General features: G+C 33.9%; 19 protein-coding genes. 17 read left to right on the plus strand and 2 right to left on the minus strand.

Going from position 1 to position 24,370, the window contains the following annotated elements:
• Positions 1–33: 33 nt before the first annotated feature.
• Complete coding sequence (locus tag AC1RP1_RS04455) at positions 34–1,746, plus strand: N-acetylmuramoyl-L-alanine amidase (RefSeq protein WP_481761523.1); 1,713 nt, start codon at positions 34–36, stop codon at positions 1,744–1,746.
• Positions 1,747–1,785: 39 nt separating this feature from the next.
• Here AC1RP1_RS04455 and rlmD read toward each other — a convergent pair whose 3' ends face one another.
• Positions 1,786–3,183, minus strand: a complete 1,398-nt coding sequence (gene rlmD, locus AC1RP1_RS04460; RefSeq protein WP_481761522.1) for a 23S rRNA (uracil(1939)-C(5))-methyltransferase RlmD — start codon at positions 3,181–3,183, stop codon at positions 1,786–1,788.
• Positions 3,184–3,288: 105 nt separating this feature from the next.
• Here rlmD and recX point away from each other — a divergent pair, with 105 nt between their 5' ends.
• The 10 genes from recX (at position 3,289) to hxlB (ending at position 11,694) form a co-directional block, all read left to right on the plus strand.
• Entirely contained in the window at positions 3,289–4,098 is an 810-nt protein-coding gene (gene recX, locus AC1RP1_RS04465; protein ID WP_481761521.1) for a recombination regulator RecX, read from the plus strand.
• Complete coding sequence (gene mutY, locus AC1RP1_RS04470) at positions 4,095–5,216, plus strand: A/G-specific adenine glycosylase (RefSeq protein ID WP_481761520.1); 1,122 nt, start codon at positions 4,095–4,097, stop codon at positions 5,214–5,216. The genes recX and mutY overlap by 4 nt, the downstream gene beginning before the upstream one ends.
• An 82-nt stretch (positions 5,217–5,298) precedes the next feature.
• On the plus strand, positions 5,299–5,856 hold the full coding sequence (gene ntdP / locus AC1RP1_RS04475; RefSeq protein WP_481761519.1) for a nucleoside tri-diphosphate phosphatase: 558 nt from the start codon (positions 5,299–5,301) through the stop codon (positions 5,854–5,856).
• A gap of 148 nt (positions 5,857–6,004) precedes the next feature.
• A complete protein-coding gene (locus AC1RP1_RS04480; RefSeq protein WP_481761518.1) occupies positions 6,005–6,997 on the plus strand; it encodes a LacI family DNA-binding transcriptional regulator in 993 nt (330 codons plus the stop codon).
• 231 nt (positions 6,998–7,228) lie between these two features.
• Positions 7,229–7,486, plus strand: coding sequence for a hypothetical protein (locus AC1RP1_RS04485; RefSeq protein ID WP_481761517.1), 258 nt, complete (start codon positions 7,229–7,231; stop codon positions 7,484–7,486).
• A gap of 16 nt (positions 7,487–7,502) precedes the next feature.
• Positions 7,503–8,249 carry a sugar phosphate isomerase/epimerase family protein gene (locus tag AC1RP1_RS04490; RefSeq protein ID WP_481761628.1) on the plus strand — a complete coding sequence of 249 codons (747 nt, stop codon included), beginning with the start codon at positions 7,503–7,505 and terminating at the stop codon, positions 8,247–8,249.
• 3 nt (positions 8,250–8,252) lie between these two features.
• Positions 8,253–9,539, plus strand: a complete 1,287-nt coding sequence (locus AC1RP1_RS04495) for a gluconate:proton symporter (protein ID WP_481761516.1) — start codon at positions 8,253–8,255, stop codon at positions 9,537–9,539.
• A 30-nt stretch (positions 9,540–9,569) separates the two neighbouring features.
• Entirely contained in the window at positions 9,570–10,529 is a 960-nt protein-coding gene (locus AC1RP1_RS04500) for a sugar kinase (protein WP_481761515.1), read from the plus strand.
• Positions 10,529–11,155 carry an orotidine 5'-phosphate decarboxylase / HUMPS family protein gene (locus AC1RP1_RS04505; protein WP_481761514.1) on the plus strand — a complete coding sequence of 209 codons (627 nt, stop codon included), beginning with the start codon at positions 10,529–10,531 and terminating at the stop codon, positions 11,153–11,155. The genes AC1RP1_RS04500 and AC1RP1_RS04505 overlap by 1 nt, the downstream gene beginning before the upstream one ends.
• Positions 11,152–11,694 carry a 6-phospho-3-hexuloisomerase gene (gene hxlB / locus AC1RP1_RS04510; RefSeq protein WP_481761513.1) on the plus strand — a complete coding sequence of 181 codons (543 nt, stop codon included), beginning with the start codon at positions 11,152–11,154 and terminating at the stop codon, positions 11,692–11,694. The genes AC1RP1_RS04505 and hxlB overlap by 4 nt, the downstream gene beginning before the upstream one ends.
• Before the next feature lie 72 nt (positions 11,695–11,766).
• On the opposite strand, the gene AC1RP1_RS04515 is transcribed toward hxlB, so the two are convergent.
• Positions 11,767–13,767 carry a hypothetical protein gene (locus AC1RP1_RS04515; RefSeq protein ID WP_481761512.1) on the minus strand — a complete coding sequence of 667 codons (2,001 nt, stop codon included), beginning with the start codon at positions 13,765–13,767 and terminating at the stop codon, positions 11,767–11,769.
• 231 nt (positions 13,768–13,998) lie between these two features.
• On the opposite strand from AC1RP1_RS04515, the gene AC1RP1_RS04520 reads away from it, so the two are divergent.
• The 6 genes from AC1RP1_RS04520 to AC1RP1_RS04545 all read left to right on the plus strand — a co-directional run bounded on the left by AC1RP1_RS04520 (position 13,999) and on the right by AC1RP1_RS04545 (position 24,318).
• Positions 13,999–18,942, plus strand: a complete 4,944-nt coding sequence (locus tag AC1RP1_RS04520; protein ID WP_481761511.1) for a CDP-glycerol glycerophosphotransferase family protein — start codon at positions 13,999–14,001, stop codon at positions 18,940–18,942.
• A 140-nt stretch (positions 18,943–19,082) separates the two neighbouring features.
• Entirely contained in the window at positions 19,083–20,195 is a 1,113-nt protein-coding gene (locus tag AC1RP1_RS04525) for an AI-2E family transporter (RefSeq protein ID WP_481761510.1), read from the plus strand.
• A gap of 61 nt (positions 20,196–20,256) precedes the next feature.
• Positions 20,257–20,649, plus strand: a complete 393-nt coding sequence (tagD, locus tag AC1RP1_RS04530) for a glycerol-3-phosphate cytidylyltransferase (protein WP_481761509.1) — start codon at positions 20,257–20,259, stop codon at positions 20,647–20,649.
• Positions 20,650–20,701: 52 nt separating this feature from the next.
• Positions 20,702–21,907, plus strand: a complete 1,206-nt coding sequence (locus AC1RP1_RS04535; protein ID WP_481761627.1) for a CDP-glycerol glycerophosphotransferase family protein — start codon at positions 20,702–20,704, stop codon at positions 21,905–21,907.
• A 149-nt stretch (positions 21,908–22,056) separates the two neighbouring features.
• Positions 22,057–23,562, plus strand: a complete 1,506-nt coding sequence (locus AC1RP1_RS04540) for an ATP-binding cassette domain-containing protein (protein WP_481761508.1) — start codon at positions 22,057–22,059, stop codon at positions 23,560–23,562.
• Positions 23,563–23,586: 24 nt separating this feature from the next.
• The gene (locus tag AC1RP1_RS04545; protein ID WP_481761507.1) at positions 23,587–24,318 is read left to right on the plus strand and encodes a LysM peptidoglycan-binding domain-containing protein; all 732 of its coding nucleotides are present in this window, start codon (positions 23,587–23,589) and stop codon (positions 24,316–24,318) included.
• Positions 24,319–24,370: the final 52 nt, after the last annotated feature.

The raw sequence follows: 24,370 nt of genomic DNA on the forward strand, positions 1-24,370 counted from the left end.
GATAGCAATAAAAAAATAGGAGAGTTATTGAAAATGCAGAAAAAAATAGTAATGGGTTTTGCCATTGTTTTGGGGATTGTAGCGGCTGGATTAATGAATCAATCAGTTTCGGCTTCATCAAAGGTAAATAATTATATACATTCTCAACATATTGCACCAAATGAGATTACAAGTGCTATCTGGGGTGGTTTTCCAACCGATGATATGACTTATCGTCAAGGTAAACCAGAAGGTGTTGTTGTTCATGAAACAGCTAACCCATCATCTACCATATATGGTGAAATGGCTTTTATGAAAGCCAATTATGGTAATGCATTTGTGCACAGTTTTGTTGACGATCATAATATTATTAATATTGCAAAAACGAACGTCATGTCATGGGGCTCTGGTCCTAAAGGTAACCAACGTTTCGTGCAATTTGAAGAAACGCGTGTTCATAGCAAGTCGGCATTTGCACGAGAAGTTAATAATGCCGCCTACTATACTGCCTATATTTTACAACAATATGGGTTGAAACCAAGTTTAGCAACTGCTAGCAATCATGGAGCGGGCGCAACAGTTTGGGCACATGCAGATGTCAGTAAGTATTTAGGTGCAACTGATCATGGTGATCCAGTTGGTTACTATAGCGAATCTGGTAATAAATGGTTTAATGAGTCATATTCAATGTCAGACTTGTATGATTTAATCAAAGAATACTACACACAATTAGGTGTGAAGGTCGCATATCACAGTGCAGCTGGATCAGAAACTGTTCAGATGAATAATACAAGTTACCGTCTTTATAACCATGTTAAAGGGACGGTCGGCGCAGTCGATAAAGGTTCAAGCAGCAAGTTAAGCGGTAAAACATTGTATGCAGATATGCGTGGTGTTAAAAATGGTAGCACTACTTGGTATCGCGTCCGTGTTAAAGGGACATCCACAAAATATTGGATCTATAGTGACGCCTTAAAATTAAGAAAAGTAAGTTACTCACCAATGAATGTTTCAGCTAAATTTAATGGTAAGTCATATCAGTTACATGATCATGTATACAATTCAGATTATCTATCTAAAAAGACAGGTGATTCAGCCAATTATAAAAATAGAACATATACAATTAATCAAAAAGCCGTTATAACTGATTATAATGGTGCTAAATCAACGATGTATCGTATTAAAATTGGTTCAGATGATCATTGGGTTTACACAGGAGCAGTCAATAAGGATGCACTAGTTAATTTAGAAATGCATAGTGCATCTGGTTCAGAAACTGCAAAAGTTAATAGTAATAAATATATGCTTTATAACTCAGTTAAGAACTCTACTGATAATACGGTTAACTATGGTTCTTCAACACAATTAACTGGGCAAACAGTGAAATTATTAGCTCGAGCAGAAAATAGAAGCCAAGGAACAACTTGGTATCAAATTAAATCAGGATTAAATAAATATTGGGTTTATTCAAAGGCCTTAACATTTAATCAATCAATTACTTATAAGTCACTTAAACAGACTGGAACCGTAAGTACGACAAGCACTTACTACTTGCATAATCATGTTTATAATTCAGCATATTTATCAGTAACAACAGGAAGAGCAAGTGATGCTACAATTAGAGGTAAAGCAGTTAATGTAGATTGCATGGCTACAATTAAAGAAAATGGTAAAGAAGATTCATATATGTACCGTTTTACAGTTATTGAAACAGGAAAGACCTATTGGGCTTATGGTAGCGTCTTAGTTGGTCGAACGAATAGTTAAAGCAAAAAAAGAAGCCATTTTATGGCTTCTTTTTTTGCTTTATTTTCCTGAAGAACGACGTGATAATTTAACGACGGCTTCAACTTTTGATGTTTGTGGGAACATATCAACGGGTTGAATATAATCAACGCGGTATGATTTTGTTAACAATTCTAAATCTTTTGCGAGTGTCGATGGATTACATGATACATAAACAAATTTTTTAGGACGACTCTTATTGATGGCTTCAATTAATTGATCATCTAAACCAGTACGTGGTGGATCAACAACTAGGGCATCAGGTACGAAACCTTCTTCCAACCATTTAGGTAAGATATCTTCAGCTTTACCAACTTCATATGTGGTATTTTCTTGATGTGATAGAACAGCATTTTCTCGTGCATCTTCAATCGCTTCAGGTGTTGTATCCATACCGCGAACTTCTTTAGCACCATGGGCAACATAAAGGCCAACGGTACCAACACCACAGTAAGCATCAACTAATGATTCATTTTTATCTAAGTTAAGAGCTTTATTGATTTCATCGTATAAAACGCCAGTTTGAACTGGGTTTAATTGGAAGAAAGCACGTGCTGATAATTTGAATTTCATTTTACCAAGACGTTCCATGATGAAGTCTTGGCCAGCGATATTAATGGTTTCGTCACCCCAAATAAGTGATGTTTCACCTTTGTTGATATTTTGCATGACAGAAGTAACCATAGGTAATTCTTCTAAGATATGCATAACTAGTTCACGTTTCTTAGGTAATTTTGCCGAGTTTGTGATGAAGGTTAATTGAACCTCACCGGTATCAAAAGATTCACGAACAACAAGCGTTTTGATAATACCTGATTTAGCTTCTTCATTGTAAATAGGAATTCCGAGTTCCTCTAATAACGCAACAACGTGACGAATAACAAGCATTGTTGTAGGACGTTGCGTACTGAATTCTTTTAAGTCTACTAAATCATGACTCTTTGGTTTGTAAAGTCCAGCGATGACGTGACCATCTTTTTCGCGAACTTGGAATTGCGCTTTATTACGGTATTCATATGGATTTTGCATACCGATAGTTTCTTTTAAATCATAGTGTTCATAACCACGCGGTTTATATCTTTCTAAAGATTGTACGATAACATCTTTTTTGAAAGCTAATTGGCCTTTGTAGTTTAAATGTTCTAATTCAATTCCGCCGACTTCACTGTATGTTGCGTCTTTTGGTTCAACGCGAACAGGACTTTGTTTACGAATTTTATGAATTTTAGCGTTGATATAAGAATCTGCAACACTAGTGACTTCTGCTACAACGACTTCGTCTGGAAGAGCACCAGGTACGAATGTAATCTTACGTTTGTAATAGCCGATGCCTTCACCATTAATACCTAAGCGTTTAATAGTTAAAGGAAAACGTGAACCGGCTTCAATTTCTGATCCAAATTCTTGATTGTCTGACATATTTTTATAAACTCCTTATTGCTTTTTTCTTATTATAACACAGGAATATTGGCATTTTGGCAGTTCAAAGATATAATAACAAGATAAGCATTTAAAGGAGTCTATATGACAAAAAAAATCACAAAAATAACCACACAAAAACGTGCTGGACGATATAATGTCTTTCTGGATGAAAAATATGCTTTTCCAATTGGGGAAGAAGTTCTTATTTCATTTCATCTTGCTAAAGGGATGGAATTAGATGAGGCATTAATTAAACAAATTGCTGATGCAGATGATCGTTCAAAAGCGTATTCAAAAGCGTTAAACTATTTATCAACGCAAATGCGAACCGTAAAAGAGATTAAGGATTATTTGAAGAAACATGAAATTACGGAAGACGCGATTGAAGAAACAATCGAAAAGTTATATGAATTTAGATTAGTAAATGATCTTGAATATGCTAAAAGTTACGTTAGAACAATGATGCACACGTCGGATAAAGGACCAACAGTCATTCGCCAAAAGTTACGATTAAAAGGTGTTGCAGCTGAAAGTATTGATGAAGCCTTAGAAGAATTTCCAGTTGATGACCAATTAGAAAATGGAATTAAAGTCGCCGAAAAATTAGTTAAGCATTACCACGATCAATCGTTTAGTAATTTAAAGAACAAGGTTCGTCAGGCATTAATGACTAAAGGCTTTAAGTCTGATGACATTTCACAAATAATGGATGCCTTAGAACTTGAAATTGATCCCGAAGCCGAATGGGATGCACTTGTTAAACAAGGGGATAAAGTCTGGAAACGGCAACGTCGCTTGGAAGGTAGTCAGCGCGCCATGAAAGTTAAACAGGGGCTATTTCAAAAAGGGTTTCAGTTTGATGATATTAATGAATATATTGAGCTGAAAGAACAAGATGAGGCGCTTGAATGATAATGTGGGATGACGCAAAAATCACAGCTTTTCAAGAGGCATTGTTAACTTGGTATGATAGTGAAAAAAGGGATCTTCCTTGGCGCAGAGACCATGAACCCTACCATATTTGGGTATCAGAAATTATGCTCCAACAAACACAAGTAAATACGGTTATTCCGTACTATGAACGATTTATGGAATGGTTTCCGAGTGTTGAAAATTTTGCTAATGCGCCAGAAGAACGTATTTTAAAAGCATGGGAAGGACTCGGTTACTATTCAAGAGTTCGAAACATGCAAAAAGCAGCAAAACAAGTTGTTCAAGATTATTCTGGGCAATGGCCGCAAACAGCTAAGGAACTGCAAAATTTAGTTGGAATTGGGCCATATACTGCCGGAGCAATCGCAAGTATTGCTTTTAACGAAGTTGTTCCTGCCGTTGATGGTAATGCTTTTCGTGTATTTTCACGCTTATTTGAGATAGAAGATGATATTGCGAAACCACAGACCCGACTTATTTTTGAAAAAGTCATTCAACAAATTATTTCTAAAGAAAGACCTGGAGACTTTAACCAAGCTGTCATGGATTTGGGTTCAAGTTACATGAGTGCTAAGAATCCAGATTCTGAACATTCTCCAGTTAAGTCGTTTAATCAAGCTTATTTAGATGGTAAAGAACTTGATTATCCAGTGAAATCAAAGAAGCCGCGACCAGTTGAAATGCCCTATATTGCTTTGATAATTGAAACAAAAAAAGGGTATTTATTTGAGAAACGTTCTAGTAAAGGGATGCTCGCAAATTTATTAGCGTTTCCTTTAATTAAGCTGGAAGAACTGGAAGACAAACCAGGAGACGTGTTATTAACGGATGATTTAGTTATAAAATTAGGCCAATGGAGCCAAGATAATTTGAACCATAAGTTGATTTTTTCAGCATTAGAAGGTTCCGTCGTAAAACATACCTTTACCCATCAAAAATGGTTAATTGAATTATTTACCGTGAAAAGTAAATCGTTTGACTTAAGTTATTTTCCTGGCGAATTCATACTTGAAAAAGATTTTGACCAGATTGCAGTTCCTAAAGTACAACAAAAAATTTGGGACAAATATATCAGCCTTTCTTCAAATAAATTTTAGTAAAATAGTTCTTTTTTTGGTATAATATTCATGCAATCGATGTAAAATGCACTACGTGTTTAGAAAGTGGGTTTTGGTAGAGATGAGTAATCAGTCAAAGGAGCCTAAAGAGGGCGACTTCATTACCATAAAGAGTTATAAACACGACGGTAGTTTGCATCGAACATGGCGTGATACGATGGTGTTGAAAACAAGTGAGAATATGATTATTGGGTGTAATGATCATACATTGGTGACCGAAGCAGATGGCCGGCGATGGGTGACCAGAGAACCAGCAATTATCTTTTTTCATAAACACTATTGGTTTAATATTATAGCCATGATACGTGATAACGGCGTTTCTTATTATTGTAATTTGGCTTCACCAGCCACGTTAGATAAGGAAGCTTTGAAATATATAGATTATGATTTAGATGTCAAAGTTTTCCCAGATGGTGAGAAACGGTTATTGGATGTAGATGAATATGCAGAACACGGGAAAAAATGGGAATATTCTGACGATATCGATAAGATATTGAAGTATAACGTCCGAACACTTGTGGACTGGATAGATAACGGGAAAGGGCCATTTTCTAAAGAATATATAGATATCTGGTACAATCGTTACCTCGAACTAGCGGAACGTGAAAATAATAAATAAAAAGGATAATTCTGAATTTTAAGTAGAATTATCCTTTTTATTTACTATTTTAGTGAGGTATTTTCTAATAAATTGAGCAGTATGGTAATATATAGATAGTTTAGCAACGGAATAAAAGGAAAACTAGACGAAATAATATAATTAATGAATGGATGAAAAAATGGCTACTAAAGCGAATATAAAAGATGTTGCAAGTAAGGCAGATGTTTCAATCGCAACTGTATCACGTTTTTTGAATGGTAAAACAGAGCGTATGTCTAAAGAGACAGCATTGAAAGTCCAAAATGTGATTAAAGAATTAAACTATGTCCCTAATGACGCGGCTAGACAGATGATTACAAAAAAAAGTCGAATGATTGCTACAATTGTTTCAGATGTGGATGATTATTTTGCCACAGAAATGTTTAAAGGTATTAGCTCAATTTTAGATGCACAAGGTTATACAGCGGTTTTATTTGATTCCGATTCTAATAAATATAAAGAACAAGGTATCCTTAAAATTATTGGCGAAAAATCGTTTGATGGACTAATCATGCAACCAATACTTAGAAAAGAAGCCGATTTAAGGGATGCGGTTAGACGAGACATGCCCATTGTTATTGTTGATCGTGAACTTTCTGATTCTAGTTTAGCTAATGTTGTTACAAATAACTTTGATATTAGCCAACAAGTAACAAGATATTATCTAAATCAAGGATTTGATCAAGTCATTATCATTACTGGTGAAGTGACAGGTATTTCAACTCGGGAAGAGCGGTATAACGGAATTAATTCGGTCAGTCCAGACACTAAGGTGATTGAGGTTATAGATGGTGATACAAAATTAAATCAAACATATGCTGAACTGAAAAATAGATTAATACGTGATGATAAAAGAACGCTTGTATTTGCGTTGAAGGAACGTTGGTTGCTTTACTTACTACCTAAAATTATCGCTGATGGATTCATGGTCAATCAACGGGTAGCGGTAACGGGATTTTCAGATACTGAAGTCATAAAAGCGATTAATTCAGGAACTTCGTTGATTAATCAAAATCCTTTTTTACTAGGTGCTAGTGCAGCAGAATTATTGTTGAATGAATTAAATGGTGAAACAAATACGAAAAATAAAAAAATAATTATACCTGCTGAATTTAAGTAGATACTAATATGGAAAAGACTTGCTCAAGGGTAAGTCTTTTTTTATTGTCCTTAAAATGTAATTTAAAGTTAAAAAAATAAACAGGCTAGATACCTTACTGGAGTAAACGTTTACCTTGTTTAGAAATATATATTTATATTTAAGACTTGCAATTATGGAATACTGCATATATACTATCCATGTAAACGTTTACCTAACTTGTTAATAGATAATGAATTGGAGGCGCTAAAAATGGATAAAAGAACTTTTTTAGATGTTGATAAATTTGCGTTGGGCTTTGCCTCTACAACTGTAGAGGCTAAGTTTGAGGATGAAAACATGGTGAAAACGGCTAAGAATTACCTTGCAGCCTATTTGACGGCATATTACTTAGCAGAAAATTTTAACGAGATAGAACGAGAAAATTTTGATAATAAAAATGCAGAAAAATTCGAGGACATGAATTTTGAGACATTAATGAATAGGGTAAAGAAACTCAATAAATATTAATATTGGAGGAAAAATGATGACAGTTATTTTAAATACATGGATTTTTGAGAATGATGTAGAAAATGGAATTAAACAGGATGAATTGGTTGATCGCGTTTCAAAATTAAGTGTTGACGGTATCGAAGTTAGACGTGAATATTTTAAAGATTTAGATAGTGAATTACCCAAAGTTGCAAAAAAAGCAAAACAATACGGATTAATTGTTAATTATAGTGTTCCTGATCAAGTTTTTTTAGACAATGGCACGTTAAACCCTAAATTAGTTACTTATTTTCAAGAAGGTTTAATTATGGGAATCAAAAAAATTAAATTTAATATTGGAAATTTTGCGGCATTTACTGGAGATTTAAAGCAGGCTTTTAGTGAATTTCCTTTAGACAAAATAACAATGAATGTTGAAAATGATCAAACTGCATTAAGTGGCAGTGTTAAGGCATTAACGACATTTTTAGAAAGTGCTAAACGACAAAATGTGCCTGTTGGTTATGTTTATGATCTTGGTAATTGGGCTTTTACGAAACAAGATGCTATTCAGAGTGCAGATGAGCTTTCACAATACACGGACTATATCCATTTGAAAAACGTTATTAATAATGCTGGAAACTTAATGACGTCGAAAAATTTAGATGAAGGAATGTTTGATTGGCGAGCTATTTTAGCCCATCTACCAAAAAAAGTGGCTTTCGCTCTTGAATATCCGATGGATAACAAAGCGTTAATTCAATCCCAGATAGTGTTATTAAAAAAAGAAATTGAGGACTAGCTTATGGCAACCCTAATACCGATTTTATTATTAATCACTTTTGTAGGATTTATTATTTATATTTTAAAGGGTGGAAACATCATGGTCGGGTTCTTCGTAATGGCTATTTTATGGTCTATCATTGGACAAATTCCATTCGATAAGGCAGTTCAAAAAGTATTTGCTGAACCAGCATTGAATTATGGACCGACAATTATCTATATTGCATTTGGATCATGGTTCGGAAGGGTTCTTGTTGATAGTGGGATTGCGCCTGCAATTTCAGAAGCAACAAAAAAAGTTGGGAAAAAACGACCATTAATAGCAGCTATTTTAATTGTTTTGGTAACAGCGTTTATTTTTGTAAGCGCATACGGAGTGGGATCTGTGATTGCGATAGGGGTTATCTTATTACCAATCATGTTATCCCTAGGTATTCCAAGAGACATCGCACTTACTGCATTTGTCATGTCAATTGGGGCACCAATGTACATTAATGTTGTTTTATTCAATCAAATTAAAGCATTTTTTCCAAATGCCGTATACGGCGGACAATACTTAATCTTCGGTTGGACAGCAATGACAGTTCAATTAATCGCGGTAATTATTTTCTTAGTTTTACATCGCAAGAAATTTACTCAAGAAAATGTTGATTCAAATCTAAAAATTATTGGTGAGACACAACAAAATTCTGAAAGTCGCCCCATACCAAAAATTGCATTTGTTGCACCAATTATTCCGGTCGTTATGAATATGATTTTCGGCTGGGATGCTATTCCAGGATTAACTTTAGCAACATTGTTTGCGATAGCTGTTACTGGAAATATGAAAGGATATAAAAATTTCGTCGACTTCTTGAATAGTACGATTCAAAAAGCGATTGGTGATATCGCAGGATTGATTATGTTTTTAATGGCGTTAGTGATGTTTGCTGGTGCTGCTCAGTTGAACGCTGTTAGGTTTCAACATGTATTTAGTCTGATATTACCGCATGACCATTTAATCCTTGCTATTGTATTTGGAGTATTAGCACCGCTCGCGTTATTCAGAGGTCCGTTACATGTTTGGGGTGCTGGAGCTGCAACTGCAGCGGTTCTTTCGGGAACCGGGTTGTTCAATGATGCCTTCTTATTACCACTTCTCTATGTGCCTGCGCTTCTTGCTGTTTCAACAGGAATCACGCAATCATGGAATGTTTGGGGCCTTGATTATATGAAAGTTCAATCAAAAGATTTATTAAAAAGAGGTGTTCCAATCATGTGGTTTGTTTCAATTATTAATGAAGTTTTAGTTTATTACTTTTTCGGTTAAAATTAAGAGACATGAAGGGAAGAAAATATAATGAGTGAAGTTATAACAATTGGCGAACCAATCATTACATTTGCCTCAAAAGATATGGATCAAAGCTTATCAGAATCAGTTAATTATGTGAAAATATTAGGTGGCGCAGAATTAAACGTAGCGATCGGAGTTAAACGCTTAGGGCATGATGTTGAATATGTTTCTCGAGTTGGAACAGAACCTTTTGGCCAATACGCGAAGAGTATTATTTCAGGACATGGTGTGGGTATCGATTATATTAGCGAAAGTGAAAATCATTGGACGGGGCATCAATTGAAACAACTCGTATCAACGGGTGACCCAGAGACTTTTAATTACCGTAAAGGGTCAGCTGCAGCTCATTTAACAAGTGATCGAATTGATGCAATAAATTTAGATGATGTTAAAATAGCGCATATGTCTGGTATTTTCCCAGCTATTTCAGATGTGGCCGAAAAAACATTTAGAACGTTATTAACACGCCTTGTGGATAACCAAAAATTCATTACATTTGACCCTAATTTACGACCAACATTGTGGAAAAGTAAAGATTATATGGTTGCGACCGTTAATGAACTGGCAGGTTATGCAGATGTTGTTTTACCAGGTGTTGAAGAAGGAAAAATTCTGATGGGCAGTGATAATCCAGAAGAAATTGCCGACTTTTATTTAAAAGGCAAACGGACAAAAACGGTAATTGTTAAAATAGGTGCAAGTGGTGCATTTATCAAAAATTCAGATGGTAGTATGAAAACGATTAAAGGCTTCAAAGTGGATAAAGTTGTGGATACTGTTGGTGCAGGCGATGGATTTGCATTAGGCGTTATTACAGCATTATTGGAAAACAAATCTATGGAGTCAGCCGTTTTACGAGGAAATGCAGTTGGTGCGCTTCAAGTTCAGACACCAGGTGATAATGATGGCTACCCAACACCTAAAGAACTACAGGATTTTTATAAAAAGGAAGGCGTACAGGAATAATGAAATTACAAGTCGCTATTGATCGCGTTACGTTAGAAGACCTTATGGAGAGCGTCAGCTACTTAGATGGTGTTGTCAATGTCATCGAAGTTGGGACCTCTTTGATTAAAGATTATGGGATAAATGCGTTAAAATCTGTTACGGAAAAAGTTAATCAATCAGAAGTATTATTTGATTTAAAGACAATTGATGAGGGTGTTTATGAATTTGAAAAGGGATTCTCTGCTAACGCGGATACGTTAACGGTTATGGCAAGTTCGTCAATTGATACGATTGAACAAGTTTATGAATTAACGGTTAATCAGAAAAAAAACATTCTGATAGATTTATTGGAAGTAGATGAGACGAAAATTGAAAAATTACAAAAATTTGATGAAGCCATTTTTGGATTACATTACTCACATGATAAGAAAGATCAAGATTTTGATGCCGTAAAAGCGGTGGCTGAATTCCATGCTAAATTTCCAAATATAAAAAAAATCGCGGTTGCCGGTGGTATTGATATTGAACAGGCAAAAAGATTGGCTGTTCAAGGTATCGTGGAAAGAATCATTGTTGGTGGTAAAATAATGAATAATGAGAAACCATTAGATATGGCAAAAAAATTTATGGAGGTTATTAAATGAGTTTACTTGATGAAATAATGGATGAAATTAACGCGGTCATTGCTAAAGTTAGTGATGACCAATTAAATGGTGCTGAGAAGTTAATTACGAAAGATAAAAGAATTTTTATCTTAGGTGCTGGGCGATCTGGGTTAATGGCAAAAGGATTCGCAATGAGATTAATGCATATCGGTTATACGGTCTTTGTAATTGGTGAGACAATTACACCGTCAATTGCAGAAGGGGATGTGCTAGTTTCTGTTTCTGGCTCTGGGACAACTAAGAGTGTACTTGAACCAACTGAAAGTGCTAAGAAAATTGGCGTTAAAGTAGTCGGGCTTACAAGTAACGGCGAGTCTCCTTTAGCGAAAGTATCTAACTCAGTTGTCGTTGTGCCTGGTGCAACAAAAGCTGATAATAGTGTAAAGTCAATCCAATTATTGAGTACGCTATTTGATCAAAGTGTGCATATTGCTCTGGATGCATTAGTGCTGAAGGTAAGTCGTAGAGACAACGTATCAAATGATCAGGCGAAGGCGAGCCATAGTAATTTAGAATAAAAAATAGCAACTATCATTTTTAAAATGGTAGTTGCTATTTTTTAGGATAACTATAGTTACAACAATGGTTGATTAATAACCGGCTGTTGTTGACTTAATTAACTCAGGTGTTCTATTAAATAACATGTAGGCGTAACCGTTAATGATTTGCATCCCTTCAGTTTCTCGTGAAGAATTGATACGGGTATACGAAACATCATTTGTTGTTAAGGCACTGTTATGATTATTATCAACTGTTAATTTCGAAGCGTTAACAGCGACAAAAGCGTCATCTGTTACGAGGTAAACTTTATTTGTTTTTGAACTATAAGCAATTGATTGTGGAGAGTCACCCACCCGGTTGGCTAATTGTCCAACGACTTTTACGGTGACTTTATTGTCGGCATCTATAGATCCCTTCCAAATTCGAATATACTTACCGGCTGAACCAGATCCGCTACCAATCATTGTGTATGAATAGAAGTTATTGTTATCTGCAAAAGTTAAATTATTACTTTGCATAAAATTACCATAACCATCGTTCCATTGCATATTAGTATAGTTATCAGGTGCTAGCGTTGACGAATTGATATGTTGAATAGTTACTGTGTCGGATTCAGTAAGTGATTTTGAGCTTGTATCACGATACATGTAGAGACCTTTATTTGAACCATTTGTTTTATAATCTAAAGATTGACCATGGCCTATTATGAATTCAGGACCGACTTTAATGATAGATTCATATTTTTTGTATGCATTATATTTAGAAACATAGAAATTATATTTACCTTTATAAGTTGAAGCAGGGTAGTTTGCTTTGTAGTAGCTAAGAGATTGCGATTGACGGAGGTAGTAAAAAGCCTGCCATAATTCTCCAAATCCCTTACTATTATTTAGATTTAATGCGTTCATCTTATCAGTATCAAAACGGACAATCTTACCAGTTCCTTTTTTCGAATCAGTTGAGATTGATGCATAAAGGTAGTGACCATTGATAACAAATCCTTGTATATTACCCCAATCACCACTTGATTTATATGAAGCAGTTAAGAAATAATTTGTTTTAAATTGTTTTGAACCAGTTGCATTATAAGTACTACCTGATTTTGTTGTTGCATCAACTGAAGAATAATTAGGCTTTTTTTGATAGAAATTAGTAGCCGCAGTATTTGCTAATTTATTGCCTGTATCTAGGCTACCATCATGCATATCAACAAGAACATCTGTAGCAGGTGTCCAGGCTGCTAAATAGCCACTATAAATCCAACCGAGATCGTTTTTCCCAGTTTTAACATATGAAAATTTAGCGCCATCTTGTGTTCGTGTTTCTGTTTTGGTGATATATAAATCAGTATCGAAGTAATTTTTTGAATAATGTGTTGTTTTATTTCCATAAATAGTGTTTAGTGGTGCGTTATGAATGTTAGAGATGTCAGACGTGATACGATATTTAGTTTTTGATGAAGAAGTTTTGATATCTTTAACGGTTTCGTAATTCGTTAATGCTTTAGTATTCACATAACCATACAAAGTTCCGTCACTATATGTTAGTTTTGAGTAGCTTACATTTGATGCCGTTGTAATTTTTTTGGAAATGTAGAAAGTGGTTGAGTGATAACTAGTACCATAGTGCATAAATGTAGAAGCACCGTGTAATGCTCTTGGATAACTGTAAACATTATAAGCATTTGTTTTAATTCTAACAGGTGTATGGTTACTATCTGATTTATCTGTTTTGGGAGATGCATAAACGGTTGTGGCTTTGGTATTTATATAGCCATACGCTTTTCCAGCACCATTAACTAGCCAAGAATATGATTTTCCATCTGATAATTTAATCGTTTTTGTGATGTAAAAAGTTGTTGAATGATAACTTGAACCATAGTGCATGAACTTTGATTTTGAATTTAAAGTTCGAGGGTAAGCATAAACATTATAAGCTTTCGTTTTAATTCTAACAGGCGCATGTGCAATGTATTTTGAAGATGATAGTTTAACTTTTGCTGAGACAGAGCTAGATGTACTGTGACTGGCTATCCCTAAGCCAAGTGCTGTAAACAGTAATGTGATCCCAATGAATTTACTGATTTTCATAATTTAGAACTCCCCTATAAAATATATTTTGTGCCTTCTAATTATACATGAATATGACTGATAGGCCAATTCATTATTTGAATGGAACGGGGTTATTAATACTGATCAAAAAGTTATGGAACAGTTAAATACCATGGAATGTAATATAAAAAAAATATATTATTATAAATAGGAATGATATAATTATTAGATATTTGGACAAAAGAATTGTTAAGGAGAATACAATTAATAATGACAAAAAATAATGGATTACTCTCAGTTGTTATTTTGGGATACAATGTTGAAGAGTTCATTGAAGAAAGTATTGAATCAGTTCTTAACCAAAGTTATGAACAATTAGAAATTATTTTAGTTGATGATGGATCAGTTGATGGGACTGCCGAAATTATGGATCGGTATGTATCACTTTTTGACAATATTAAAGCAATTCACAAAGAAAATGCTGGACCTAGTGCTGCTAGAAATGCAGGAATTGAAGCCGCTACCGGAGAATATATTGCCTTCGTAGATGGGGATGATTTATTACCAGTTGACGCATACAGTCTTTTGATGGGGTCGGTAAAGATGACTGATTCAGACTTGGCAACTGGTGCAGTTAAACGATTTAATTCTAAACGTAGTTCACGTTCTTACATTCATAAATTTGCTATTAAAGATACTGTTTATGAAACATCAATTGCAGAACACCCAGAATTAGTTTATGACACAACTTCATGGAATAAAGTTTATCGATTAAATTTGTTTATCGACAATAATTTGCGCTACCCTGTGGGAATGTTATATGAAGATATTCCTGTGATGATGGCAGCTCATTTATTGGCTAACCATATTGATATTATTACTGATATTGTATACGAATGGCGTTGGCGTGAAGGTGATAGCAAATCTATCACTCAAAGTCGAGGTAATGATATTCAACATTATAAAGACCGATTGGAAATGCTAGAGTTAACGCGTTCATACATGAAAAAATATGGGGCAACTCAAAATGTTATGGATGCATTTGATCTGAAATTATTAACAACTGATATTCCGCTATCAATGCAAGATATTCGAGAATCGGAAGAAGATTACATATTAGAATTTCAAAAAATTACAGTCCTACTTATTAGAACGATTAATCCAGAATTATTTAAGCAATTATCAATTAAAAATCAAATTCAATATGCTGCTGTGTTACAGGGGAATATTAAAGACTTAAAAAAATATAGTTATCGTCGTAGAAATATTGGAAAAATTGTTGAAAAAAATAATCGCTATCAATATGAAGATCCGGCTATCTCTTTAGATGTTGCTAAAGCGGTTGATGTGGGACAATCACAAAAATTCGAACAACGAATCTTAAATGTTTTTTCTGATGAAATGACAAGTGAGATAGTTATTAAGGGTTGGTTGCAACTCAATCAATTGAAAGTTACAAAAAAATTAGACGAAAAATTTACGGTTAATTTGATTAACATTATAAATGGGAAAGAAATGCCAATTACGTTTGAACGAGAAACCGTCAAGCGTCGTCGTCATTTATTTAAGCACCGTAACTATCGTTATTTTAGAATGTCATTTGATCAACAAGAGGCATACAAAATATTAGGAAACGGCATTTGGAAAATACAAGTTAATTATCAAGTTAAAAATATTAATGTGACGGAATTTTTAGCTAATCCTAAGCGTAAATTTATAAGTAATATTTTTTCTGGTAATGATTATCAAATTAAAACTGATTTTAGTTTTGACTGGGCATTAGCTTTTAATGCGATGACTTTGACAGCAAATGAAATAAAGACGGAAAAAAATGTTCAAGCTAATCTAATTCAAGATATTAGTGTGAATGATAGTAAATTAGTGGTCTCTACATGGTTAAATAATCCTGAAAGTACGAAGTTAATTGTTACTGAAAATAGTGATGATGAAATTGCGCCTCAAATTAGTGGACAAAAAATAAATGTTAGTGAACATCAAGTGAAATTTGAATTCTCAATAACTGAAGTAGCCGAGTTAAGTTCTGTAACACAAAAAAGACTCCAGTTAATTGATGAAAAAGAATTGAAATTAAGCTATGAGTTTGAACATGTTGATAAACCGCAAGAATATGAAATAGCACAATATAGTTTACTCGTTCAAAAGAATATGAAGGAAATGATTGGACTAAATATCGCACCACATTTTTCAAAACTAATGGATGTCCAGTGGTTAGATAATAGTCGGCTACGATTAATCGCTGAAAATACATTGTTTCAAAGTTCAGCAGAAAAAATTGTTTTACGTGTAATCGATCAAGAGGAACAATATAAATATCAATTTAATGACGTTACTGTCGATGATAACGGTCAAATAATCGTTAATTTGAATTTAATTAATGAACAACAAGACAGTTTCATTAAGGCAGCAAAATATAATCTTTATCTTGATTTTTATAGTGCTGACCAAGTTGTTCGTTCGCAAATTACAACTGAACCAGAACGTGTAGAAACGCTAGAAAGTCGTACAAATCATTTAGCAAGAACATCATTATACGAAACAAAAAACAATTTTTTGGTTTTAAACCAAAAATTATCGTGGGATAAGCAGGACGCAACCAAACGAAAACGGGCAATTAACTTCTCACTATATTACCCGCTACAACGTTTATTACCTTTAAAGAAGAAAACGATTGTCTTTGATAGTTATTGGGGCGCTTATTTCAATGGTAATGAAAAAGCCATTTATGATTATGTCCAAGAAAACATGCCAGATTATGAATGTGTCTGGTTATTCAAGGATCCGAATACAACAATAACCGGCAATGGTAAACGAGTTCGCTACTTCAGTAAAAAGTATTGGTATTACATGGCGCGAGCTAAGTATTTTATTGAAAATACTAACCTCCCTAACCAATATGCAAAACGAAAAGGACAAGTTGAAGTTCAATCGTTACATGGAACCTTCATGAAAACGATGGGATTTGATGAACCTTATTTCAAAGATGGTTCAAAAGGACGTCAGAATAATTTCATGAAACGAATTAAGCGTTGGGATTATCTTGTTTCACCTTCGCCATATATGGATGAAACAGCTAGTCACGCATTTAATTTTGAAAAAGAGGTTGTTCACTCTGGCTTCCCAAGAAATGATGTACTTTATAAAAAGAATAATGAAACTGATATCCTTAAAATTAAAGAATCTATTGGCATGCCATTGGATAAAAAGGTCGTATTATATGCACCAACCTACCGAAATAAAGACGGATTTGATTTTGAGTTAGATATTAAACAAATGCAAGCTAAATTGAGTGACGAATATGTGTTATTGGTAAGGCTACATTATTTCGTTGCCAATAAAATTGATCTAACTGAATTTGAAGGATTTACTTTTGATGTGTCTAATTATCCAACAGTTGAAGATTTATATTTAATTGCGGATACGTTAATTACTGATTATAGTTCAGTAATGTTTGATTACGCACATCTTAAACGACCAATGATTTTCTTTGCATATGATTTAAAAGATTATACAGAAGATACACGAGGTGTTTATCTCGATTATAATGGTACGGTTCCAGGACCAATTGTGGATACAACGGCAAAAATAATTGACGAATTAAGCGATTTTAATCATCTACAGACAACCTACGCGCAACAATTGATTGAATTTTATGATAAATTTTGTACGTATGGTCGTCAAGGGGATGCTTCAAAGCAAGTTTTTGAAGCAATGATTAGCGATCACTTATTACCACAAGAACCAAGCGTTCAAGTAATTAGAAATAAAATTAAAAAGATCGTTAAGTTTAATAAATGGTATCCAAAAGCATTTGGTATTATCGGTAAAATGTCAAAGAAAGATATTATTATATTTGAAAGTTTCTTTGGTCGTAAATATAGTGATAATCCAAAAGCTATCTATGAATACATGAAAGACCGTTACCCTAAATATAAGATGTACTGGAATGTGAACCAGGATTATGTTGCTTATTTTAAAGAAAATCATATTCCCTATGTGACACGATTCTCATTTAAAGGTATTTTCAAACAAGCTCGAGCAAAATATTGGTTTACGAATGTTCGTCGACCATTATGGTGGGTTAAACCTGAAGGTACAACAATTGTTCAGACATGGCATGGTACGCCATTAAAAACGATTGGTGTTGACGTAAATACAGGGTCAATGCCTGGCGTTGATGCTGCTAAATATCATAGCCAAGTTACAAAAGATTCTGATCGTTGGGATTATTCTGTTACGCCAAATGAATATTCGTCAGATATTTTCAGACGTGCATTCCGTTTGAACCGTAACCAAATGATTAATTCTGGCTATCCTAGAAATGATATTTTAACGAATTATACACAGACAGATATCAATCGTATTAAAGCAAGTTTAGAAATTAATCCAAACAAAAAAGTTATTCTATATGCACCTACTTGGAGAGATAATGAATACGTTAAAGCTGATTATTTCACGGCTAAGTTACATCTTGATTTAGATAAGATGAAAGCAGAACTTGGCGATGATATTATCGTTCTTGTTAGAACGCATTATTTAATTGCTAACTCATTAGATTTAACTGATTATGAAGGCTTTGCGCTGAACGTTGCTGATTATGAAGATATTAATGATTTATATCTTATTAGTGATCTGTTGATTACAGATTATTCATCTGTTTTCTTTGATTTTGCAGCGTTAAAACGTCCTATTATTTTCTTTGCATATGATTTAGATGAGTATGCAAATGATATTCGTGGTTTTTACTTTGACTACGAAAAAGAAGTACCAGGACCAATCGTTAAGGATACAGATGCTGTCATTACTGAGATTAAACGAGCATTTGCAACGGATGAACGCCATCACAATTATGATCAATTTGTAGCGACTTATAATGCTTGGGATGATGGACATGCAACTGAACGGTTAGTTGATTTTGTCATGAATGGACGCGTTTATGAAGCTCAAGAAACAGTAGTTGAAGAAACGACCGTCCATGTTCAAGATGGTGCTGAAGTTTGGTCAAAGGTTTATGGATCTAAAAATTATAAATTTGTAAAAAATATTGATGCCAGAGTTACAAATGAAGGTATCGTGAATAAAACGGGTTATTTAATTGATCCTATTCAAAAAAATAAAGTCGGTTCGACATTACTGTTTATCACGATGAGTGATGGGACAACCGGTTGGATTGATAAAAGTGAAGTAATCAATTAAGCAGTTTAAAGACGCCATTTGGCGTCTTTTTTTTGAATTAATTTATCGTTCAATAATGAGGATAAGTGAAACGCTATAATTGTTAGACAGGTTACGGTATAATGAAATTACTATACATAAATTAAAGGAGAACCATATCGATGCTTGATAGATTAAAAAAGTCTAAATTGATGTTTTGGTCACTTGAATTATTAATCGTTGCCTCGTTAATTTGGATGTGTACAAAAATAAGTTTTATTTTTAGTCCAATAGGAACGTTTATTTCCACATTATTTATTCCGATTATTATATCTGGGTTTTTATTTTATTTATTTAATCCGGTCGTTAAATTTTTAATGAAAATAAAAATCAAAAAATTCAAATTTTCTCGAACGTTGTCAGTTGCCATTCTATTTGTATTCCTAGCAATTCTTTTAGTTGCCTTAATAGGGTACCTGATTCCGAGAGTAGTCAGTCAGCTAAGTCAATTGGTGGTTAACCTACCAGATTATGCAAATGCAGTTAGTGAGTCGTCAAAAGATACGTTTAATCATTTAAATAAATATGCTTGGTTTAAAGAAATTGATTTTACTAGCTATTTAAACCAGTTTGAAAATTCTATTGGGACCTACTTCAAATCAATTGCAACCAATTTGACGAACTCGATAGGATCAATGATTGGGGTTGTAACGAGTGTGACAGTTGTTGCACTGACAGTACCTGTGATGTTGTTCTATATGTTAAAAGATGGTCAAAAACTAGTCCCAACGCTTAAAAAACTTGTTCCAGAAAAACATGGGGATGAGCTCGTTGAGTTACTTGACCGCATGGGTGATACAATTTCAGCGTACATTGGTGGACAAGCTATTGAATGTATTTTCGTTGGGGTATTTACCGCTATTGGTTATTCAATTATTGGTATGCCGTATATTTTGTTACTAGGAGTTGTGGCTGGCCTTGCTAATATTATTCCTTATATTGGACCCTATATTGGTATTTTCCCAGCACTGATTATTGCGGTAACACAGTCTACTCAAATGGTTATTTTTGTCGTGATTGTTGTGTTAATTGTCCAACAAATTGATGGTAATTTTGTCTATCCTAATGTTATAGGCAAATCATTAAATATACATCCATTGACGATTATTGTATTATTACTAGTAGCTGGTAACATTGCTGGGCTTCTAGGAATGATTTTAGGAATTCCCTTATATGCTGTTGTAAAAGTTGTTATTAAATACTTTTACGATATTAGACAATTGCAGGAAAAATAAGACAGTCATAACAGTTTATGATAAAATAAATTATTATTGATAACGACGGAGGAGCAAAAACATGAAAAAAATAATTACTTATGGAACATTCGATTTATTACACAAGGGTCATGTACGTATTTTACAACGCGCTAAAGCAATGGGCGACCATTTAACAGTTTGTATTTCAACAGATGAATTTAACGCAATTAAAGGGAAAAAGGCTTACACATCATATGAAGATCGTAAGTTCATTTTAGAAGCAATTAAGTACGTAGATGAAGTGATTCCAGAAACTGAATGGGACCAAAAAATTAGTGACGTCGTCGATAATCAGATTGATACATTTGTGATGGGTGATGATTGGGCAGGTAAGTTTGACTTTTTAAGCGATTACTGTGAAGTTATTTACTTACCAAGAACAGATGGTATTTCAACAACAAAAATTAAAAAAGATTTAGGGATGAACTTGTAAAATATTTTATTATTTTATCTTTTGTAGTAAGGAGAACAAAATAATGAATGAAATTAAAAAAATAGTCCAAAAAGTGGTTAAGCGGATTGGTCGCCAAATTTTAATAACGTTAAATGATTTTACAATTAAATTTTCAATTAAAAAACACCAAGTTGTCTTTGAAAGCTTTAATGGGCGCGATGTTAACGATAACCCGATGGCCATTTACAAGCAGACTAGACGAGATCTTGGTGAAGAAAATGCGAAGCTTTTATATTTTAGCGTTAAACCAAGCATGTACACTAAATTAAAAGAACAATATCCGGAAATTAATTTAATTAAACGCTTTGGATTTTCTTGGACTATCAAAATGGCGAGGGCTGAATTTTGGGTCTTTAATTCAAGATTACCTATTTGGTGGAAAAAGAATCCGAAGACTACATATATACAAACATGGCACGGGACACCGTTGAAACATTTAGGAATGGATATTGAAAATGTTTCAATGCCAGGTACAACGACAGCGTTATACCATGCTAATTTTAAAGTGGAAACAGCACGTTGGGATTATTTAATAGCGCCTAATCATTATTCAAAGCAAATTTTTGAAAGTGCATTTGCTTTTAAAAATAAATCCTTGGATATTGGATACCCAAGGAATGACATTTTATATGCGGATAATAATGAAAAAGATATTAGAGCTTTAAAGAAAACGTATCTTGGTAATGAAGATGCTAAAGTGGTTCTTTATGCGCCAACATGGCGTGATGATAGCTTTTATACTCAGGGTGTTTATAAATTCGAAATGGCTTTTTCATTCGAATCATTCTTTCAACATGTATCAGACGATACTATTTTAATTATGCGGCCTCATTATTTAGTTAAGAATAGTATTAATATCGAAGGATTTGAAGATCGTGTTAAAATAATGGCAGATGAAAATATTACTGAATTATATTTAATGAGTGATATGATGATTACGGATTATTCGTCAGTGATGTTTGATTTTGCTAATTTGAATCGACCAATGATGTTTTATTGTTATGATTTAGAACATTATCGGGATGAACTACGCGGCTTTTATATCAACTTTGAGATGGAAGCGCCAGGACCAATCGTAGAAAAAGAACCAGATTTCTATAAACAATTGGATGTCTATACGCAAAATGGTGATTATCCTGGTTACGAAAAACAATTTAAAGATTTTCAAAATAAATTTATTGAATGGGATAATGGAAAAGCTTCTCAAAAAGTTTCTGACATTATCTTAGGTAAGTAAGCATATTCTCCTTTTGGGAGGATATGCTTTTTATTTTTTAAAATATAAATACTGATAACATCGGATAAGATGTTAATTTTTAGTGATTAATGGTAGAATTGTATAAGCGTAAGTGTATACATGTTATTATTGAGAATTAAAATAACTGAATGATTAATGGTGATAAAATGGAAGATTATAAAATTCGATTAGAGTATGTTACAAAAGGTATAACAAGTAAAAAAAATCGAAAAATTGATAAAGATTCGAAAGATATTTATTGGGCTTTAAGGGGCATCTCGTTTGATATTTATCGTGGTGAATTTTTTGGTATTATTGGCATGGGTGGCTCAGGGAAAGCAACGTTATCTGACATTCTAGCCGGTAAAGCCAAACAAACAACGGGTTTTCTAACGATGGCCGGTCACACGACGATTGTATCATATGAGACACAATTAAAACGCGATAAAACGGCTGTGCAAAATATTCAAGAAGCAATTACTGATTCTAAGATTGATTACAAAAATAGTGATCAAACTTTGAATAATGTTTTAAATTTTGCTGACTTAGGGGTATTAAAAGAAAGTAAAATTGAAGATTACTCTCCCGATATGCGTGCGCGAGTTGAGTTAGCAATGGCCTTCTTCATTGAACCTGATATTATTATTTTAGATGGTATTCTATCAGCATTAGATGATATTTTTTATCAAAAAACGGTTGATAAAATTAAAAGCCTACAAACAGAGGGCAAAACTTTTGTACTTGCTAGTCAAGATTTACAACAAATGGAGTTCTTAACAGACAGAATTGCCTGGATTCAAAACGGTCAACTGATGGATATCGGTGAGTCTGAAAAAGTCGTTATGAGTTATTTAGATTTTGTTGCTTGGTACGATAGTTTGACTGATGAGAAACGAAGTGAGTACGATAAACAACGTGATTCAGAACGTAAATCATTTAGTGTAGAGACCTTATATACACAATATAAAAAAACGCATTTTGATCCTGATATGCCTCGATCAATTGAGTTGCGTCGTAGAGATGCCTTTTATAACGGACAAGCATTTGACGATACAAAATATTTTTTAAAAAAGAAAAATGGTAAAAAGCACGGTAAACTAGCTTTGATGGTTATTGGTATTTTGATTTTAGCAGTGATAGGAACAGTTTCTGCCAAGTATGTTCAAATGAACAATGACAAGCAAGAATCGAGTTCAATCGCCCAACGTCAGAAGTCTGTAAGTGAATCAAAAAAAATAGCAATTTCAAGCTCAATTAGTAGAGCTGATGTCTCTAAAAAAGTGGTGGCATCTTCTAAATCTAAATCAGCTAAAGCTGCTTCAAGCAAGTCAGCCAAACGGTCTGCTGAAAAAAAGCGGCAGAATGAGTCGCTTGCTAAAGCTAAGGCAGAAAGTGAATCCGTTCTAGCTAGAGAGTCATCTGAAAGGGTGGCTAGTTCTGAGTCAGCAGCAAAAGAAAGTAGTGAAAAGAAGGAAAGTAGTGAAAAGAAAGAAAGTATCAGTAAAATTAGTACGAAGATGTTTGAGGTAGGTAGTGGGGATAGTTTATCAAGTATCGCGACTGCCAATGATACAACCAGTGATCAATTGATGGACATCAATGAATTATCATCAAATCTTTTGCATGTAGGACAAAAAATAAAAGTACCTAAATAAATGTGAGTTAACTCGGAGGAAGTTATGAAATTAAGAACGAAAGTAATTATTGGTATAGTTGCAGTTGTGTGTATCGGTGGTGGGACGATATTAGCTAGTACGAAGGCTGGTCATGACGTCGTTGAGTGGGTTGCTACTCGTGGGTCATCTGACCAACAAAAAAAGGAGTACGCTGAACAACAAAAATTAGCTGAATCGAAATATGGTAAGAGTAAGTCTAGTGAAAAATCAAAACCAAAATCAAAAAAGAAGAAAACTGAAAAGAAAAAATCTGTGTCTAAAAAAAGTAAATCAACGTCGTCTTCGTCGTCAAGTTCTAATATTGATACGGATACGATAACTGTTGTTTATGGTGATTCATTGTCATCTATTGCGTTAAGCCATGATATGACAGTGAAGGAACTAATTGCATTAAATGACATGGAAAATACAACATTAAGACCTGGGCAAACGCTTAAGGTCGTTGCTGGAAGTGGAAAAAGTATAGATACTACATCTTCAGATACAACAGGCACAGATAATACAAGTTCTGATAATACTACTTCAGACAACACAACAAGTTCATACTCTAATGACGATACAACTTCAGATAGTACAAGTACAGCAAGTTCATACTCTAATGCTGATACAAGCTCAGATAGTACAACAAGTTCAGATACTTCTAGTACCGATAACACAACAAGATCATATTCTAGTTCAACATCAGATACAACTAGTTCAACGAGCTCAACTAGTGATGAGACAACTAGCAATTAGCAATCGGATTTCTGCATGTTAATAGGTGTATAATATCCGTAGGTTAAAAAAT

The sequence above is a fragment of the Dellaglioa sp. CoH-56-MRSF-13 genome, from assembly GCF_056782095.1.